Annotated in this window: 19 protein-coding genes; 4 read left to right on the top strand and 15 right to left on the bottom strand. The window is 48.6% G+C overall.

Annotated features, from left to right (window positions below; genetic code table 11):
* Positions 1 to 5: 5 nt before the first annotated feature.
* The 6 genes from ACSVDI_RS11280 to ACSVDI_RS11305 form a co-directional block, all read right to left on the bottom strand.
* Positions 6 to 656 carry an HAD family hydrolase gene (locus ACSVDI_RS11280; protein ID WP_457943011.1) on the bottom strand — a complete coding sequence of 217 codons (651 nt, stop codon included), beginning with the start codon at positions 654 to 656 and terminating at the stop codon, positions 6 to 8.
* A complete protein-coding gene (locus tag ACSVDI_RS11285; RefSeq protein ID WP_457943012.1) occupies positions 657 to 2,879 on the bottom strand; it encodes a sensor domain-containing diguanylate cyclase in 2,223 nt (740 codons plus the stop codon). It lies immediately after the preceding gene.
* A gap of 346 nt (positions 2,880 to 3,225) precedes the next feature.
* The gene (locus ACSVDI_RS11290) at positions 3,226 to 3,681 is read right to left on the bottom strand and encodes a DUF2892 domain-containing protein (RefSeq protein ID WP_457943013.1); all 456 of its coding nucleotides are present in this window, start codon (positions 3,679 to 3,681) and stop codon (positions 3,226 to 3,228) included.
* Positions 3,682 to 3,771: 90 nt separating this feature from the next.
* Positions 3,772 to 3,951, bottom strand: coding sequence for a FeoB-associated Cys-rich membrane protein (locus tag ACSVDI_RS11295; RefSeq protein ID WP_457943014.1), 180 nt, complete (start codon positions 3,949 to 3,951; stop codon positions 3,772 to 3,774).
* Between the two features lie 71 nt (positions 3,952 to 4,022).
* The gene (gene feoB / locus ACSVDI_RS11300) at positions 4,023 to 6,029 is read right to left on the bottom strand and encodes a ferrous iron transport protein B (protein WP_457943016.1); all 2,007 of its coding nucleotides are present in this window, start codon (positions 6,027 to 6,029) and stop codon (positions 4,023 to 4,025) included.
* 2 nt (positions 6,030 to 6,031) lie between these two features.
* Positions 6,032 to 6,256: a FeoA family protein gene (locus ACSVDI_RS11305; RefSeq protein WP_457943017.1), complete on the bottom strand. Its 225-nt coding sequence runs from the start codon at positions 6,254 to 6,256 to the stop codon at positions 6,032 to 6,034.
* Between the two features lie 341 nt (positions 6,257 to 6,597).
* Here ACSVDI_RS11305 and ACSVDI_RS11310 point away from each other — a divergent pair, with 341 nt between their 5' ends.
* On the top strand, positions 6,598 to 6,795 hold the full coding sequence (locus ACSVDI_RS11310) for a hypothetical protein (protein WP_457943018.1): 198 nt from the start codon (positions 6,598 to 6,600) through the stop codon (positions 6,793 to 6,795).
* Between the two features lie 72 nt (positions 6,796 to 6,867).
* Here the strand turns inward: ACSVDI_RS11310 and ACSVDI_RS11315 are convergent, their stop codons facing one another.
* The 3 genes from ACSVDI_RS11315 to ACSVDI_RS11325 all read right to left on the bottom strand — a co-directional run bounded on the left by ACSVDI_RS11315 (position 6,868) and on the right by ACSVDI_RS11325 (position 9,719).
* A complete protein-coding gene (locus ACSVDI_RS11315) occupies positions 6,868 to 8,130 on the bottom strand; it encodes a sn-glycerol-1-phosphate dehydrogenase (RefSeq protein ID WP_457943020.1) in 1,263 nt (420 codons plus the stop codon).
* 20 nt (positions 8,131 to 8,150) lie between these two features.
* The gene (locus ACSVDI_RS11320) at positions 8,151 to 9,362 is read right to left on the bottom strand and encodes an HD-GYP domain-containing protein (protein WP_457943022.1); all 1,212 of its coding nucleotides are present in this window, start codon (positions 9,360 to 9,362) and stop codon (positions 8,151 to 8,153) included.
* Between the two features lie 189 nt (positions 9,363 to 9,551).
* The gene (locus tag ACSVDI_RS11325) at positions 9,552 to 9,719 is read right to left on the bottom strand and encodes a hypothetical protein (protein WP_457943024.1); all 168 of its coding nucleotides are present in this window, start codon (positions 9,717 to 9,719) and stop codon (positions 9,552 to 9,554) included.
* A 297-nt stretch (positions 9,720 to 10,016) separates the two neighbouring features.
* On the opposite strand from ACSVDI_RS11325, the gene ACSVDI_RS11330 reads away from it, so the two are divergent.
* A complete protein-coding gene (locus tag ACSVDI_RS11330; RefSeq protein ID WP_457943026.1) occupies positions 10,017 to 11,258 on the top strand; it encodes an MFS transporter in 1,242 nt (413 codons plus the stop codon).
* Here ACSVDI_RS11330 and ACSVDI_RS11335 read toward each other — a convergent pair.
* From ACSVDI_RS11335 to ACSVDI_RS11360, 6 genes are all read right to left on the bottom strand, one after another.
* On the bottom strand, positions 11,255 to 11,437 hold the full coding sequence (locus ACSVDI_RS11335; protein ID WP_457943027.1) for a hypothetical protein: 183 nt from the start codon (positions 11,435 to 11,437) through the stop codon (positions 11,255 to 11,257). The genes ACSVDI_RS11330 and ACSVDI_RS11335 overlap by 4 nt on opposite strands.
* A 178-nt stretch (positions 11,438 to 11,615) precedes the next feature.
* Positions 11,616 to 12,068 (bottom strand): DUF4368 domain-containing protein, encoded by a 453-nt coding sequence (locus ACSVDI_RS11340; RefSeq protein WP_457943028.1) that lies wholly within the window; start codon positions 12,066 to 12,068, stop codon positions 11,616 to 11,618.
* Complete coding sequence (locus ACSVDI_RS11345; RefSeq protein ID WP_457943030.1) at positions 12,062 to 12,403, bottom strand: zinc ribbon domain-containing protein; 342 nt, start codon at positions 12,401 to 12,403, stop codon at positions 12,062 to 12,064. Before ACSVDI_RS11345 ends, ACSVDI_RS11340 begins: the two co-directional genes overlap by 7 nt.
* 168 nt (positions 12,404 to 12,571) lie before the next feature.
* Positions 12,572 to 12,817, bottom strand: a complete 246-nt coding sequence (locus ACSVDI_RS11350) for a hypothetical protein (protein ID WP_457943031.1) — start codon at positions 12,815 to 12,817, stop codon at positions 12,572 to 12,574.
* 11 nt (positions 12,818 to 12,828) lie between these two features.
* Positions 12,829 to 14,211 (bottom strand): relaxase/mobilization nuclease domain-containing protein, encoded by a 1,383-nt coding sequence (locus ACSVDI_RS11355; protein ID WP_457943033.1) that lies wholly within the window; start codon positions 14,209 to 14,211, stop codon positions 12,829 to 12,831.
* A gap of 4 nt (positions 14,212 to 14,215) precedes the next feature.
* Positions 14,216 to 14,521: a plasmid mobilization protein gene (locus ACSVDI_RS11360; RefSeq protein WP_457943035.1), complete on the bottom strand. Its 306-nt coding sequence runs from the start codon at positions 14,519 to 14,521 to the stop codon at positions 14,216 to 14,218.
* 688 nt (positions 14,522 to 15,209) lie between these two features.
* Between ACSVDI_RS11360 and ACSVDI_RS11365 the strand changes: the two genes are divergently transcribed.
* Together ACSVDI_RS11365 and ACSVDI_RS11370 are read left to right on the top strand one after the other, a co-directional pair.
* The gene (locus ACSVDI_RS11365) at positions 15,210 to 16,157 is read left to right on the top strand and encodes a DUF6076 domain-containing protein (RefSeq protein ID WP_457943037.1); all 948 of its coding nucleotides are present in this window, start codon (positions 15,210 to 15,212) and stop codon (positions 16,155 to 16,157) included.
* A gap of 241 nt (positions 16,158 to 16,398) precedes the next feature.
* The gene (locus ACSVDI_RS11370; RefSeq protein WP_457943038.1) at positions 16,399 to 16,644 is read left to right on the top strand and encodes an acyl carrier protein; all 246 of its coding nucleotides are present in this window, start codon (positions 16,399 to 16,401) and stop codon (positions 16,642 to 16,644) included.
* Positions 16,645 to 16,864: the final 220 nt, after the last annotated feature.

The following is a 16,864-nucleotide window of genomic DNA, read 5'->3' on the forward strand; positions in this document are numbered from 1 at the left end:
ACGGGTCATAATGGGACCCACTTTATATTTTTATTTGCCTGATTCGGTTTCCACACGGATCCCTGCATCTGCCAAAGCGCGGCGAAGTTCCGCAATGTCCTGCCCATAGCAGAACCCTGGCATTCCCAATTTTCGCGCCGCCTCAATATTATCCGGATTATCGTCAATAAAAAGCACTCCTCCGGGTTCAGGGCAAAGCGCTGAAAGAATAAGCGGTAAATTTCCGGATCCGGCTTAATCCGGTGAACTTCGGCGGAAAGAAACTCACCGTCAAAGTTATCGATGGCCATAATGGTTTTGCGGAACTCATAATAGCGCGTGCTCACATTGGAAAGCAGAAACAACCGGTACCCACATCGCTTCAGTTCCATGGCCAACTGGTTTGTTTCTGGAATCGGCGTTAAATATAAAATCCAGTTTTTCCAGACCTGTTCCGCGGCATGGTACAGCCTTTCCGGCGTGCGGGACCGAATCCGTTCCAGAAATTCCTCGTAAGTAACCGTTCCCCGGTCGTTGTCCGGCCAGTCGGGCGCATCAAAAATCGCGTTGAGAAGCAGCCTTTGGTCCGCCTCCTCTTTAACAAAGGGCTTCACATATTCAGGCGGCTGGTAATGAATCAGCACCCTTCCCATATCAAATACAATATTTTGAATCAATTAGCAATGCTCCTCTCCTGTTGTATTGCCGCACCCGCTGCCAACGAACCCGGCAGAGTCGCTACAACCGATTAAAACGCATGCTTCGTCATTTTCCATCGGAATCACAAAGGAATCCGCCCAAGATTTCTGCGGTTCGTCGTGAAAGCTGCGACACCGGCCATCCATCAAAATAGCGGGGCAGTTTTCACAAACACTGTTTCGTCCTTTTAACGCGCGGTAGCAAAGCTCTCCCTCTTTTGCGCCGGGAGCAGCAGCTTTCAGGGAGGGGTTCACATATTTCAGTTCCCAGCTGTCTGGTTTTACTACATAAAGGCACAGGCCGAGTCGTTCTTGTACACGGTGCAGATAATTCAGTTCCTGCTGAATTTTTTCATTCTTCCGATATTTTATGATATACAGACCGATAATTTTACAGAGATCTGTCAGGATACGGCGCTCTTCAATCGGCCAGGGAAACGCGCCTTCCAAACCAATCACGCCCACCAAACGATTCGCAAGGAAAAGCGGATACAGAAAAAAGGTTCTCACACCGGAACTCTTTAAGGCGTGATGCATCTCTGTTTCCATTTCTTCCAGTGACAAATCGGGACAGTAATAATACCCATCTTCTTGAAAGCGGCACAGCGCAAAGCTGAAATTCCCATACGGGCTCGGGGTCATCATCGGTTTCTTATTCTCCGCATACCATTCAAATGTTTTGCGGTAGGAACCCTTTCCCTGTTCAAAAATAAAAACCCGGCCGGCCAAAAATTCATGGCCAAGCATCCGCAAAACCATCTCAAACGCGCCGCCAGCATTCTTCGCTTCGACAAGCATCGTGCAAATATCGGTTACAATGGATTGCGGCGCGCGGATATGTATTCTACCCGCCGAGGCGGGTTGCACCGTACTCTGGAGTTTTCCGGTCTGATCCAGGCCAGTCCTTCCGTAAATCACAAAACCGTCTTTTCCACGCTGCTTCGCCTGATACAGCGCCGTGTCGGCTTGCTGAAACAAATCATAAAAATTGCTTCCGTGTTCCGGGTAAATCGAAACGCCCACGCTTCCTGAGATTTTGTAGTCCTTATTGACTCCGGTGTAGGTTTCCCGGAAGATATCGCAGACAGTGCCCGCTTTCTGAGCAATCTGCTGAACACTGCCGATTTTTTTTAAAAATACAATAAATTCATCGCCACCAAAGCGGCCTATAATATCCGAACTGCGGAACAGGGCCCGCAGTTTGGAAGAAATCTCCGTCAGAACGGCATCCCCAAACAGATGCCCGAGCGTATCATTGATCCTCTTAAAATTATCCACATCGATAATCATCAACGCATGGCGCATGCTTTCGTCCGAAACACGCAGGCAGGAACGGATATAGGATTCCACCGCAATCTTGTTGTAAAGGCCGGTCAGTGGTTCCCGCTGTGCGTTGGAAATCAGCTTTTCCCGTTCTCTCTTTCGGTCATCAATATTGCTGATTTTCCCGACCACCTTGATCGGATTGCCGTCGTCGCCGCAGAGAATGTTTGTGCTGACGCTGACCCAGATATATCCGCCGCCCGCCTTGCGAACCCTCAGCTCCAGTTCGCTGGTCGCGATTCCGTGATTTGCCCGCTCAAAAATCTGCGAAATGATTTCCTTATCGTCTTCATACACATAGTCGCCGGAAAAAATATTGAAAAGCACGTTCTCCCCTTTCAGGGGGTATCCAAAAATTTTCTCCCATCCGGAAGAAGCGGTCATGGTATCCGCAGCAAAGTCATATTCGAAAAACACATCGTTCAGCTGTTCCGTAACGGTGCGATAGCGTTCCTGTTGGATTTGAAGCTCCCGCTGGACGTTTTTTTCCTTGGTAATATCGAAAAAGAAACAGCAAACCGCACCGGAAAGAACTTTCGGCACGGCGAGCACACTCAGCCGAATCCACCTGTGTTCTCCGTTTTTGCTCCGAATTCGAAATTCCGGCCTATTTTCGCTTCCGCCGCACCCGTCAATCTGCTCTGTAAATCTTTGATAATCCTCCGGAAGAACCAGTAGCTCTAGAACAGCCATTCCTGACTTTCCTGATAAATCTTCACGAGTGTAACCAAAAATACGGTAGAAAGCTTCGTTCGCATACAGCACGGTCAACTCCGCGTTTCCCGCAAACAAAGCAACACCTTCAGGAATCCCGTGAATGATCGCCTGCAATTGTTCCTTGGTCATGTTTGCCACGATACAGTGACTGCCTTGATCCATGATCTAATCCTTTCGCTTTCCAAGCAAGACGTTCTTAAAAGTAGTGATACGTTTTAACTAAATTTTGCTGATCTAATACATTCTTGGTTTTCATAGGGGGTAAGAAACGCACACTAGAAATTCCAAAGTATTTAAATGAATAAATCCGCGCTTTCCATAGTGCAGGAGCGAATTGACTTGACATACAACTTGACATATATATATTGTTATAACATAGTTCGTAAACTTTTACAATCATTTCGTAAGGGTTTTGCTTTCATTTCTACGGTTTTATCACGTAGGTTCCTCCGTTTCAAGCTTCTACTGAAAAAAGAAACGGCCTGGCAGAACAGTTCTGCCAGGCGCTTTACTGACGTTCCGCAATTTCCAGCATCAGGGGAACGCTGGAGGTAACCTGGGAAAAGTCGCCTCTAATTTGTTTTAACACCGTTTTTTCGTTATAGATTTCTTCCGAAGTGCGGATTCCGAGGCTCCGGATCAACGGAAGCGAAGGACACCATCCGTGAAGCGCATGCTTCATCAAAGAGCAGCCTGCCGCTCCGGCAAGAATTAGACCCCATTTGCACTTGGTAAGCGACAGTACGGTTCCGGCCAAAACCAGGCCGGCACAGTACGCTTCCAAAACCCGTTCGGTATCCCACTCCTCGTTCAGTTCGCGGATCCGCTCCGAAATCATGGAAGCGTCATCGTCCACATCGTCGTTCAATCGCTGTATGGTATCTCTGCGTATTTTCTGATTAATTTTCTCACTGGTATGGTCGAATACGCGATGCACCGTATCCGGCGGATTTTTACAATCCATAATTCTCCTCCTTCCAGGCATGAAAACGCGTGCACAACAGTAGTATGCCTGAAAGAGGGATTTTCATTCGAGTGGCCGGGTTCGCTTGTTTTATGGGGCGGGTGGATTCTCGTCATGGCTTTCTGTTTTTTCTTCGGTCGTGCAAGAACTATGCTGCGTGCAGGCGGAACAGTCACCGCAGCAGCGTTTTCTGCGACGGAACGCGTACCGAACGGCAAGAATGGCCAAGACCAGAACTCCAGCTAAAATCAAATAGTCCGATAATCCCATAAACACTCCTTTCTGTCCGCAGATTCCCTTACGAACGGATTTCAGGCCAACAAACAGACAACTTCGGGTTTTTAAGAAACAAAAAGCAGTCCAACATGATACACAAGGAATGCCACGATCCATGCAATACCGGTCTGATAAAACACGACTGCAGCCGCATTTTTTGCACTGTTCATTTCACGTTTTACCGCACTGATTGCCGCCACGCACGGGGTATAAAGCAGTGTAAAGATCAAGAACGACCACGCGGTCAGCGGGCTGAACATGGAAGAAAGCGCCGTTGGCAGGTCGGCGACGCTGGTACCTGTTAGAACCGCCAGCGTGCTGACCACCGCTTCTTTCGCGGTAAAGCCAGTAATCAGCGCCGTAGAAACGCGCCAGTCGCTGAAGCCGAGCGGTGCAAAAATTGGGGCAAACAAACGCCCGATTCCGGCAAGCATTCCGTTTGTGCTGTCTGTTACAACATTCAGCCGTGTATCAAAGTTCTGTAAAAACCATATGATAATGGTTGCCACAAATATGACAGTAAATGCACGGGATAAAAAATCTTTTGCCTTATCCCAAATCAACAATCCGACCGTTTTCGCACTTGGCATACGGTAGTTGGGCAGCTCCATAACAAACGGAACCGGCTTTCCGTGGAACGCTGTCCTATTCATAATGAGTCCGCTGATGATGCCAACCAATATTCCGGTAACATAAAGCGCAATCATCACCAACGCGCGGTATTTTGGAAAAAATGCCATGGTAAATACGGCATAAATCGGAAGCTTTGCACTGCAGCTCATAAACGGAGTCAGCAAAATCGTCATTTTTCGATCCCGTTCGCTGGAAAGGGTGCGGGTCGCCATAATGGCGGGCACAGAGCACCCAAACCCGATCAGCATCGGCACGAAGCTCCGCCCGGAAAGCCCGATTTTACGAAGCAGCTTATCCATAACAAACGCCACACGAGCCATGTACCCGCTGTCTTCCAGCAAAGAAAGGAAAAAGAAGAGGGTGACAATAATCGGAATAAACGAAAGCACGCTGCCGACCCCGGCGAACACGCCGTCAATAATCAGGGAATGCACCACCGGGTTGATTCCATACGCGGTCAGTCCCGCGTCCACTGCGCCGGTAACCAAGTCGATCCCCTTAGAAAGCAGATCGCTCAGCGTACTGCCAATCACCCCGAAGGTCAGCCAGAAAATCAGCATCATGACAAGTAGAAAAATCGGAATTGCTAAATATTTATGTGTGAGAATATTATCGATTTTTACACTGCGCCGGTGCCCGATTGATTCCTCCGGCTTTACCACACTGTCTTTGCACAAATGGTCAATAAAGGAATAGCGCATATCCGCCAGCGCCGCTTCCCGGTCAGTCCCAAGCTCATGCTCCATTTCGGTCACGCTGTGCGCAATCATATCTTTTTCATTGTCGGAAAGGCCGAGCGCCTCCATCATCGGCTCGTCGCCCTCCACCAACTTTGTGGCGGCAAACCGGGACGGCACATGAATGCGGTCCGCGTGATCCTCCAACAGATGGGTAATGGAATGAATCGCTCTATGCACGGCACCGGAACAAAAGTCCTGGCGTTTGGGCAGCTGCTTTGCCTGTGCCACTTTCAACGCGGTATCAATCAGTTCGTCAATTCCCTCGTTTTTACTGGCGGAAATAGGAACAACCGGAACCCCAAGCTCCTGCTGGAGCTTTTCGATTTTGATGGTGCCGCCGTTGGCGCGAACCTCATCCATCATATTCAGCGCGATCACCATAGGAAGATTCAGTTCAATCAGTTGCATGCTGAGGTACAGGTTCCGCTCTATATTTGTGGCATCTACAATATTAATGATGCCGTCTGGATGGTCTTTCAGCAAAAAATCACGAGTTACGATTTCTTCGTTGGTGTATGGGGAAAGAGAATAAATACCGGGAAGGTCCACAACCATTACATCGCTGTGGTCGCGGATCATTCCGTCTTTGCGTTCCACAGTAACGCCAGGGAAATTCCCAACATGTTGGTTGGAACCCGTCAGTTGATTAAATAGCGTTGTCTTTCCGCAGTTTTGGTTTCCGGCCAACGCAAAAATCATGGTTAGGCCTCCTCAATTTCAATATTTTTTGCATCATCCAGGCGGATGGTAAGTTCATAACCACGCAACTGCAACTCAATCGGGTCTCCCATCGGTGCCTTTTTCCGAACCATTACTTCAGTATGAGGCGTCAGCCCCATATCCAGCAGCCTCCTTCGCAATGCGCCCTGTCCATTTACCGCAATAATTCTGGACTTGCTGCCAATTCTCAGTTCATTCAGCGTCATATGCATGACCATCCTTTCGCCGCGGTTCGGAAGATTTGTCCTTTCCCACCCGGATGCCGGGAGGGAAAGGACAAACCTTCCCGTTTGAAAATTCAATCAAACGTTCCCCCACAATTTTTCTGTTTTATTGCAAGTAGTTAGCCTTTGCTAACATCCTAATATTATTGTACCTGTGCAGGCCTTATTTGTCAAGTTTCCAAGCGTATTTTGCCGGACCAATTTTGAATATTTATCCTCCTTATTTTGTGTATTTTCACTTCCAAAAAAAGAATCAAAAAAGCCGATTTAAAATCCGCAATTCGGACAAACTATAAGGAACGAAACCAAAAGGAGGTAATTCATTGAAAAAGGAAAAATACTGGCCTTATGAACATGACGAAGATTCCTTTTTTGATTCGGAATCCGTCGTTTCTACCACAGAGTGCACCGGACTGATACCGGATTCACCGGGTTCCGATAATGAAGTAGAGTCTTATACCGATATCTATGATATTCCCCAGCCAAAAGACAAGGTGAATAACGGTCTTCAGCACGAATAATAAAAAAAGACAGATCCAAACGCGGGTCTGTCTTTTCCTATTAGTATTTTAGATTAATTTTATACAATTAGTCTAATAAAATTGAAACAGCTTTTTCAGGCGCATCAAGGTCAGCCGGTTTCTTACATACGGCGAAAGCCGAATGGATTTTTCCAAAATTTGCGGATCAAGCCCGATTTCCCCAAGGCTGGTTTTGCAGCCCGCCGCGGTCAGGAGCCGCCGAACCTCTTCCGGCGACGGAAGTTCGGATAGGATTTGGACAATTCCAGGAATCGCCGCTTTCAATCGGTCTTTGTCAATGGACGCAAGCGGGTCAGGGGTATTTTCCCGAATTAATTCCTCCCGCATGGCGGCGGATGGAATTTCCCGATTCAGCAAACCCATTTCCAGTCCGGAGTAATCGGCCCAACGGTATTTTCCCGCGGCAAGCGCTTCCCTTGCACGGCGGTACTCTTCGACGGCAATCATCAGTCCAACGGATACCTTTTCCCCATGATATGCGTCAATCGGACCGTTTATCAATTCCATTTCCCAAAGATGGGAAAAGTGATGCTCCGCCCCGGAAGCCGGGCGTGAATTTCCTACCATCTGCATAGCAAGGCCGGAAAGGAGCAGCGCGTACATCAGTTTCTCGCAGGCTTCCTCGTTGCCTGCGCGAATTTCCTGCAGTACCCCACACACCTCACGCATCGCGCGGTATTCCAGGGAACACACGCGATCGCAAAGATATTCCTCGGTGACCAGATGAGAAATCTTCCAGTCCGCAAGTGCGGTATATTTTCCTAGTAAATCGGATACGCCGGACGCGGTAAGCCGGGCAGGCGCTTTGGAAAATACGGTGCTGTCGGCCACCACACAAATGGGAGAAACCGCTGGGAACGTCTTTTTAAAACCATGCCAGGTCATGGCCGCAACGGTGGAAACAAAGCCGTCCACGCTGGCCGCTGTGGGAACTGAAACAAACGGAATACGCCGCTTGTTCGCACAGTAGCGCGTGATATCGTGTATGGTTCCGGAACCAACCGCCAAAAGCACATCTGTTTCCGGATTCATACCGGATTCGGCCTGAGCCACTCCATGTTCGTCGGCATGCAGTCCGTCCGGATTGAGGCGAACGCACGCCGCATGCGGAAAGAGCTTCTGCACGTCATGACCAGCCGCAGAATATGTATTTTCGTCACAAATAATGGTCGGCTGCCGAAACCGCCCACAGGAAAAAAGCAGTTCTGGAAGGTGCTGCAGCGCGCCTTTTTCCACCATGATTTTCTTTACTTCGATTTGATGTGTACGGCCGCAACTACACGGTTTGGAAAATTCACGTATATCCAGAAACATTGCGAGTCACTCTCCCTATCTTATTCGGTGAAGTCCTTGAGTTGTACGCTTTCCCCGAATACCGAGTTAATATCCTCCACAATCGAGCCTTCGATCAGTCCCCTGTTCACCATGCCGCGCATCAACGTAATGGTCTGACCATGGGACAAACCCTGACGGTACGGTCGGTCCTCCGTCAGCGCCTGGTAAATATCGATGCATCCCAGAATCCGGGAATTAAAATCCAGGAAGGAAGCATCCAGTCCATATGGATACCCTTTTCCGTTCAGCTTTTCGTGATGGTTGCCCGCCCAGTCCGCGATTTTTTCGAATCCGGAGATGACCTCCAATGCCCGCCGGGTATAAAACGGATGCGACTGAACGATTAGAATCTCCGTAGGGGTAAGGGAGCCGGGCTTGTCCAAAATCTGGTTTGGAACCATCAGCTTCCCCAAATCATGCAGGTCCGCCGCGATGCGCATTTTCCAGTAGGTATCCTCATCATACTCGTAGTACCGGCATAAAACCCCTGTTTTTGCACTGATTCCCCGGGAATGCGAGCCGGTAAAGGGCGATTTGGCATCGATAATATTACTAAAGATCTGAGAAACGGATCGCATTTCACGGTAACTGAAGTTCCGGACAACACTCGGCATTACTTTATTCAGCGCTCCGAAGACAAACATATCATTCATATTCAGCCAGAATTCCGCATTGTGCCCCAACTCATACACCGCCGCCAGAAGAGTCGGGTCAAAAAGGCGGCTGGATTTTTTCAAGCTTTCCAGAATTTCCGTATAGGTTTTCTGTTCCGAATAGATAACGGCAATAAAATCGGCCAGCCCGATAATGCGGGAATAAAGCGGAATGTCATCCCCGCTCACACCAAAAAATCCGCTGCCGTCATACCGCTCATGGTGGTACAGGATCACGTCCGGGACACGGTGGAAAAACGGGAAAGCCTCAATGTTGCTTTCCCCTTCGATGCAATGCATACGGTTCAGTTCTGCCTGATAGAACTCATTCATGTTAGAAGCGTGAAGTAGGGATTTGGTAACACCGTTATCGTGCAGCAACGCGTAAGAAATGAGGTCAAACAGATCATGGCCGGTAAACTTCATCATCATTCCGATGCGGGCGGAAATATAAGCTACCCGTCTTCCATGATTGGTAACATTTTTCAGCAGTCCGCCCTCCACACAATCAAGCGTGAAGGAGAGGGAATTCAGTAACTCGTTTACGTTAAAATTCATTGCTCTAATCTCCATGTCATATATAGGTAGATTATAGCATTTAGTACTGAAAAAATAAACCAGCAACAAGAAAGAGGGAAAAAAATACATTTTTCGGACTGCTTTCATTCCTACGAATCGACCCTTTATTATCGCGGCAGGTATGGCACCGGGCAAGAAATTACACATCTTAAATTGCTACCTTATGCCTTAATATAAAATTAAAAACAGGATGGAAAAAAATGCGCTGAAAACCGAGAGAACAAGCAGCATCAGTTTCAGCCCAACCCCATAGCCTGTATGGTTTTCGCTTACATGCAGGGAAGTGATTAGACCGATGATTGAGAGACACAGAGTCAGTCCCGCTACAATTTTCATTTGGAGTACCGTCCTTTCGCTGCCGGCCAATAGCGCTTAGAAGCTTGCGGTTGCGTCTTTCTAAGACACGGAAATTTCAGCGTACAGAAAAACAAAAAAGACTTTTTCCCATTACCCATAACTACTTCCGAAAAAGGAAGTTTATTCATTCCCACAGGATTCTTCGCAGAACGATTTTATTGAAATTACATGTTGAATCCGATATAATTAATATGTTACTCATCTGCAGTTCTTCCCTGGGTTGGGAAAGAAAACACATCCGTGGCTATGGTTTTCCTTCCCGGAAAAGGAGCAATTTTGAAAAAGCACTACTTGTCCGCTTATGCGGGACTTCCGAAGGAAGTTTATCTTCTGTTTCTGGCAAGAATTATCAACTGCATGGGCAGTTTCATTATGCCTTTGCTGACGTTGATTTTAACCCAAAAACTCGGGATTTCCAAAGCGGATACCGGAACCTTTACCGCCCTGCTAACCCTTACGCAGGCGCCCACCCTGATGCTTGGGGGCAAACTAATCGACACCATCGGAAGAAAAAAGATCTTAATTCTCTGCAACATTGTGGGTGCATTTTTTTATGCCCTGTGCGGAATTGTTTCAAACCACACTGCGATGATTGCGTTTATTGTCATCGCCTCAAACATCTATATTATGGCCGACCCCGCGTTCGACGCTATGCTGGCCGACCTGACCACCCCGGAAAACCGGAAGGCCTCTTATTCCCTGATGTACCTCGGCATAAACATTGGCATGACATTCAGCCCAATTATCGGCGGGCAGCTGTTTCAAAACCACCTTTCCCTGCTGTTTCTTCTGGACGCCATCACGACCATCGCCTTTACCATCGTAATTGCACTGGGCATTCCGGAAGTATACCATCGAAATTCCCAAAAAGAAAAGCAGACCGGCACGGAGCGAAAAAAGCAGTCTGCCTTTTTCGTACTGAGGGCCGTTCCGGTTCTGCTGATGTTTATTGTTCTAATGTTTACTTATGATTTTTGCTATTCCCAATGGAACTTTATGCTTCCCATTCAATTTGGGGATTTGTTCGGCGACAGCAGCGCGGAGTTCTACAGCCTACTCAGCGCATCAAACGCTTTCACCGTCATTGTGCTAACCCCTCTTGTCACTTCGCTGACGCACCGGTTTCGTCCGCTCGCCGTCGTGGCGTTCGGCGGATTTCTATACTTTGTTTCCTACCTTGGGTTCAGTGTGGGAAACAGCCTGATTCTGTTCTGGATCAGCACGGAGCTGTTTACGCTTGGTGAAATTGTCACCACCATCAACATTGGCACCTTTTTGGCCAACCATTCTCCCGCCGATTACCGCGGTCGAATCAACGCATTCAGCAGTTTTGTCCGCGGAGCAGCCAGAGCAGCGGGACCGTTTCTTATGGGCCACGTGCTTTCCGTGCTGAACTACCATACCAGTTGGCGAATAGTTGCAGTGGTGGTTCTTACCGGCTCTCTGGGGATGTTTATCCTGTATCGTAAGGAGAAAATGACCTCCGTCTATGAGAAAACGGAAAAAGCCGCACTTTAAGATTCAAAAATCATCCTTTTCGGAGCAACCATTTCGACCGTGCCGTACTGAATGTATTTTCCGCTGCGGGTAATACCGTCGTGAATGAAGTAAATGACCGGATATCCCATGCTTTTTAAAACCTCGGCCGCGGTAAAGCCCGTATCTACATTGCCGAACCGCATTACAAAATCGACCATGTTGCGCCTCCGTTCCAACTGCAGAGAAAAAGAATACTTCCCTTCCTGAATGTATTCTATGCCGACGCATTCTGCGCTGTTCCAAGAAGGCAAAGCAAAAAACTCCGCCTTGGCGGGGCGTAATAAGGAAGTTCCTTCCTTATGTTCCAGATAGCGCAGAAACCATGCGGTTTCCGCGCTATTCTTCTGTTTCGGGCGCTTCCGGAAGCATCCCGACGAAATTGTAGTAAATATCAACCTGCTGTGTGGCTTTCGGGCTGCAGTAGACGCTTCGCTCGTGGACTTCAATCCGCTGGATGAATTCCCGGAGTAATTCGGGAGTCAGTTCCCGAATATCCGTATACTTGTGGACAATGGCAAGGAAACGATCCACATGAACGGCTTTCTCCCCGCTCTCCTGAATCTCCCGCTCCAACTGCTCCGTTTTGGCAGTCAGTTCTTTTTGCTCCTGCTCGTAGCCCTGTGAGAGTAATTCAAACCTTTGGTCAGTCCGTATGCCATTGATCCTATCCTCGTATAGTTTCCAGAAAATCCGATCCAGTTCCTCAATTCTGCGCTTTGCTTTTTCCAGTTCTCTGCGCTTGGAATTCAGTTCCCGTCTGGATTCGGCGGCGCTTTTGTCCATCAGCATTTGAACGAATTCCTGCTCGTGCGACTTGCGAACCGCGTTACCCTGCGGATGTCGTCCAGCACAAGCTGGTCCAAAACGGCGGCGCGGATGAAATGTGCGGTGCAGACTTCTTTGCCTTTTTTAGGGCTGGTTCCGCAAATATAGTTGATTTGTTCGCTCGTCATCGTGGTGGCACGGATGCAGTAATGACGGCTTCCGCAGTCGGCGCAGAATACCAATCCCGAGAATTTGTCCATGGTTCCCATGCGTGTTGGACTGCGTTTCCCTTCCCGGACCCGCTGAACGATTTCCCATGTGTCGGGGTCAATAATCGCTTCCTGCGTACCTTTGAACACAAGGTGCTGTTGCTCTCCCCCTGAAGTTCGTCGCCGCGGCTGAGGCGGCAGTACAGCGCATCCAACCGATTTGACTGAATGGCCATTTTTCCTCCGTTTCTCTGTCAGTCAAACCGGATAAGAGCCTATTATCTATGAGGACAGTATGCTCCTATCCGGCCCAACAATTTACTGACGATTCGCCGGTTTCTCCGCTTCTTTTTCAATCAGGCGGGCTATCCTGTCCACCACGTTGCCGCCGTCCGCTCTGAAAAAGGAAGAGATCCGGTAGGTTGTGCCGCCGATCGTCACTTCCCGAAGCGGTTTCCGGGGCGGGGAAGGCGGCACGTTCCACCCGCCGCTGCGGTCGGTCAGGGCAAATTTCAAGCGTCCGAAAAGCCATTTCCAGTCAAACTTTTGATGATTGAACTTCACAAAACTCCCCTTTACATGCTCAGTTCCTGTTCCTCGTCTTCGGAAAGAACCTGTTTTTTCTTCCGTTTGTGCCTTTTCTTATGAACGGGTTTCGGCTTTTCCCGTTCCTGCTGCGGATTGTACGGATTCACCAGATCTTCAACAGCTTTAGCAAGAGCAAGAACATCGCTGAGATCAATGCCCCGATTCCCCCCCATTTCGCCTTGATTTTGAGTGGGGACATATCCCGGTGCACCAGCTTCGTCTCCCATTGGTACAGAGTATTCCGCATCGTCTGGTCCGTCGTATTCCTCGTCTTCTCCATCCCCGTATTCACCGATTCCGTAATCGTCCGGCTCTCCTGCCGGACCGTATCCTTCAAATTCTCGGTCTGCTGATAGTAAACGTTCTCGTAATAGTGCTCCATCATTTTGTTCACGTCGTCCACACTCGGCAGAACCGCGACGTAGGCCGACAGATCCTGAAGTCGCTGCACGGTTGTCTGCTGGCCCTTCAGCATGGTGTTCCACTGATCGGTCGGAATCGCGCTGACCTGCGGCAGATACGGCACCGTGACCGTCTGTTTCGGCGGCTCGGGCAAGGCACTCTCCGGCTGGTTGAGCTGCTTGAGTTTCTCGAAGTCCGGCATTGAAATATTCCTCCATTTCCGCTTTGAGATATTTCTGTTCATGGAGCCGATTGTCCCTGCACCGCTGCCCCTCGGGGGTCGTGTAGGTGATGTATTTATAATGCGGTTCCCATTTTACCCGGTAGCCCATCCGTTCCATACAGGCGATAAAACCGGCCTTGGTGCGGCTTTGCTTCATAGCCTGATCAATCGCCGCCATCAGCCGAAACTTGAAGCTGCCGCCCCGAGTCGCCGCCCGGTATTCGCCTGCAAGCATCGGCTTGTGTTCCGGTTTCCGATACGGCTTTAGCACTTCCAGTCCGTGCACTTGACAGATTTGGTCGGAGAGGGTACGGAGCTGCTCCAGATTCTTTTCGTTGAACTGCAATTTCAGACCGGTTTCACAGTTCACCGAATTCACCACCAGATGGTTATGCCAGTGGTCGCGGTCGATGTGGGTTGCTATCTGGACTTCGTAGCCGTCAAAATATTTCGCAAGTTCCAAGCCCATTTGGTGGATTTCCTGCGGAGTGACCGGAGTTCCCGGCTTGAAGGACTGCACATACTGATAGAAATACACGCCCTTTTCCTTCCGGTAGCGGCGCTTGGTCGCCATGAACTCCTGAAAGGCGGTCGCTCCGTAGCAGTTCTGCCCTGACACCTGCTTGATCCGGTTCCCCTGTCGATCCTCGTAAACGGTCTTTTTGTCCTGCGACACATACCGCATGACCTTTGACATAGCTGGTTTGCTCTGCGTTTTTTCTTTGACCGCGTAAACAATCGCCATGCAGTCAGCTCCGGTCCATCAGGCCGTACAGGGAATCAAAGACCGCGCCAAAACCTTTCTGAACCCCTTTCAGGTCGGGACACTGGATTTTCCCCATGTTGCACAGGGTTGTGATCCGATTCAGATTCCGCCCGATGGCTTTCAGTTCAGCAGTAGCCTTGTCCAGCCCGTCCACCACGATGATGGACTTTCCTAACGCCGACGAGGTGAGAAATCCCGTCATGCTCACGCCCGCCTGTTCCGCCTTGCGGCGGATTCGTTCGTAGTCCGGCAGGCTCATCCGCATGGCAAACATTTTTTCCTTGCGCATTCGCTGTCCTTTCTCCCCTTTAGGGGTTGGGGGAACGTCCCTCGGGGGTCCGGGGGCTGCCCCCGGCCAGCATGTTTGGATTGCGGGCAGCGCCCCGTCAATACAAACAATATGCTGGCCTACCCCTTCGGGGTAGTATCGCGCGGCTCTCGGTTTCCGCAAGGCCCTTTCGCTTTCCGCACGGGAAGGGCTTGCGTTTCCGTGGCTTCGCCGCTATACTGGTGATAAAGTGAATTCCTTTTTCCCATGCCGCAAAGCCATTGCCGTGGTTTTGCGGCCTCTTTTGCGCATATCCGGTTACTGTTCCTGCGCCTGACGCCCCGCTCCGCGGAAGCCGCCGCATATTGCCTGGCCTTGCAGGTATCGGCCCTTTTGGATCGGCTCGCTCTGAAATTGGTTCGATGCAATGGGGGCGCGGGCATTCGAGAATTGATCCCTGATTTGCCCGGTGCGCGAATTGCCGCCGAACGCAGTTCGGTCATGGCGTAACTGTTTGCAAGGCTTTCGTATCTCTTGCCGGATATGCTATTCAATTTTCAGCGGGCCTCCTTTCTTGACCATTAATGGACTATTGCAATAAACATATTCTGTAGTCTATATCGATATCTTAACCCTCTCTTGCTTTCTTGTCAATACCTATGTATAATATATTTACAATAAGTCGATAATCTATATTGAGGTGACAGAAATGGAGTATAGCTTTAAGGTTTACATATCCGGGGAAAAGGAATATTTTGAATATGGGAACGGACAGAAAACAATAAAAAAGGGCTTCGCGTTTTCGCAAAGCCTGATGGATTTGTTATATCTGGATATTATGTCATACAGCAATCTGTTTGAAAAAATGGGTACCGATCTCCGTCAACTGTATTCGGAGAAAGACACACGGCTTGCCGATGAAGTCCGCAAAGGGCTGGACACCATTGCAAAGAAGCACATCTATTTTGAACTTCTGCGCCTTGACTGGCGAGATCGTTTGGAACAGGCGGAACAGCAGAATTTTGAAAACGTGATTGACCTGCTGCCCTACAAAAAGTTGACGCGTATCCCGTCCGAGATCGTTACGATACAGGATCAGGTGAAGCATCTGTGGGAGAACGTCTTGGACGTTCTGTCCCCCAAAGAGCCGGTTCAGAAGAAAATGGCGGAGTATTATGAGGAGAAAAGCACTAATGGTCTTGAGATTTTTCCGTTTCAGCCGCTGGCCCTGTGTTTTGAGCGGGTTGACCGGAAAACCTTTACCGAAGTGCTGTACCCCAATGACATTTATGAGATAAGCGACTATTTTATCCGGGAATGCATCCGGAGAGAAGTTCCGTTCCGCGTCTGCAAAAACTGCGGGAAATACTTTCCGTTGACCGGGCATAGTAACACGGAATACTGCGACAGGCCGTTCGACAGCGTCGGGCGCACCTGCAAGGAAATCGGCGCGCTGCGGGTTTGGGAAAAGAAAAAGGCGGAAAATCCGGCATTCAAGGCGTACAGCAAAGCCTACAAGAAGCGATTTGCATGGATCAAGTACGGAAAAATCACGCAGGAAGCCTTTTACGAATGGTCGGAACAGGCGAGAAAGATGAGGGAGCAATGTGCCAGCGGGAAGATGACACTGGAAGAATTCAAGGAGTGGTTGGAATGATTATTAGCCAGCTTTAAATTCTAGCTAGGCATTGAATATTTCTGTCAAAAATCTGAGTGCTAAATCCTTCTGATTGCCTATTAGTGTAGCTTGGATTATCTCCGACACAAAATTGTAATTAGACAAAGACAACACAAACAATTATCAAAAAGAATTATATGAATATTGTCAAAAAAGCAAAAAGCTATTGACATCAACAAAATCAGGAAATATAATCCAATTATGGATAGGATGTACTTTCATGGCAATTGGAGTGAAAACAATGTATGATATGTGGAAAGAAATTGATAACATTTTTAGAGATAAATATAATATTGAGTTAAGTCAAGAAGATAAAAATAAAAAATTAAGTGAATTTGATATTGATTCTCTTGGTTTTTTAGAAACGATCGTTGAGCTTGAAGAACGCACTGGCAAGATAGTGGATGAAGCTCAGTTATTTCAATGTAAAACTGTACGCGATCTATATAATCTCTATAAAGTTTAATTGATACATAATTAATTATGTATATAAAAAATCGGAAGGAGATGTGGGTATGAAGTGTAGCTACAAGAAACCGAAAGTCATCGTGGGAAAGAAGAACAGCAACACAGGAAACATGTCTTACTGTGGATGCGGTTGTTAGAAAGGAGCGAACAGACATGATAAAAAGATTCTTCAAAGCAGTATTGCGGCACAGGGAAGTGGACGTGCCGAAATTAGCTAA

Source organism: Caproiciproducens sp. LBM24188 (genome assembly GCF_054130445.1).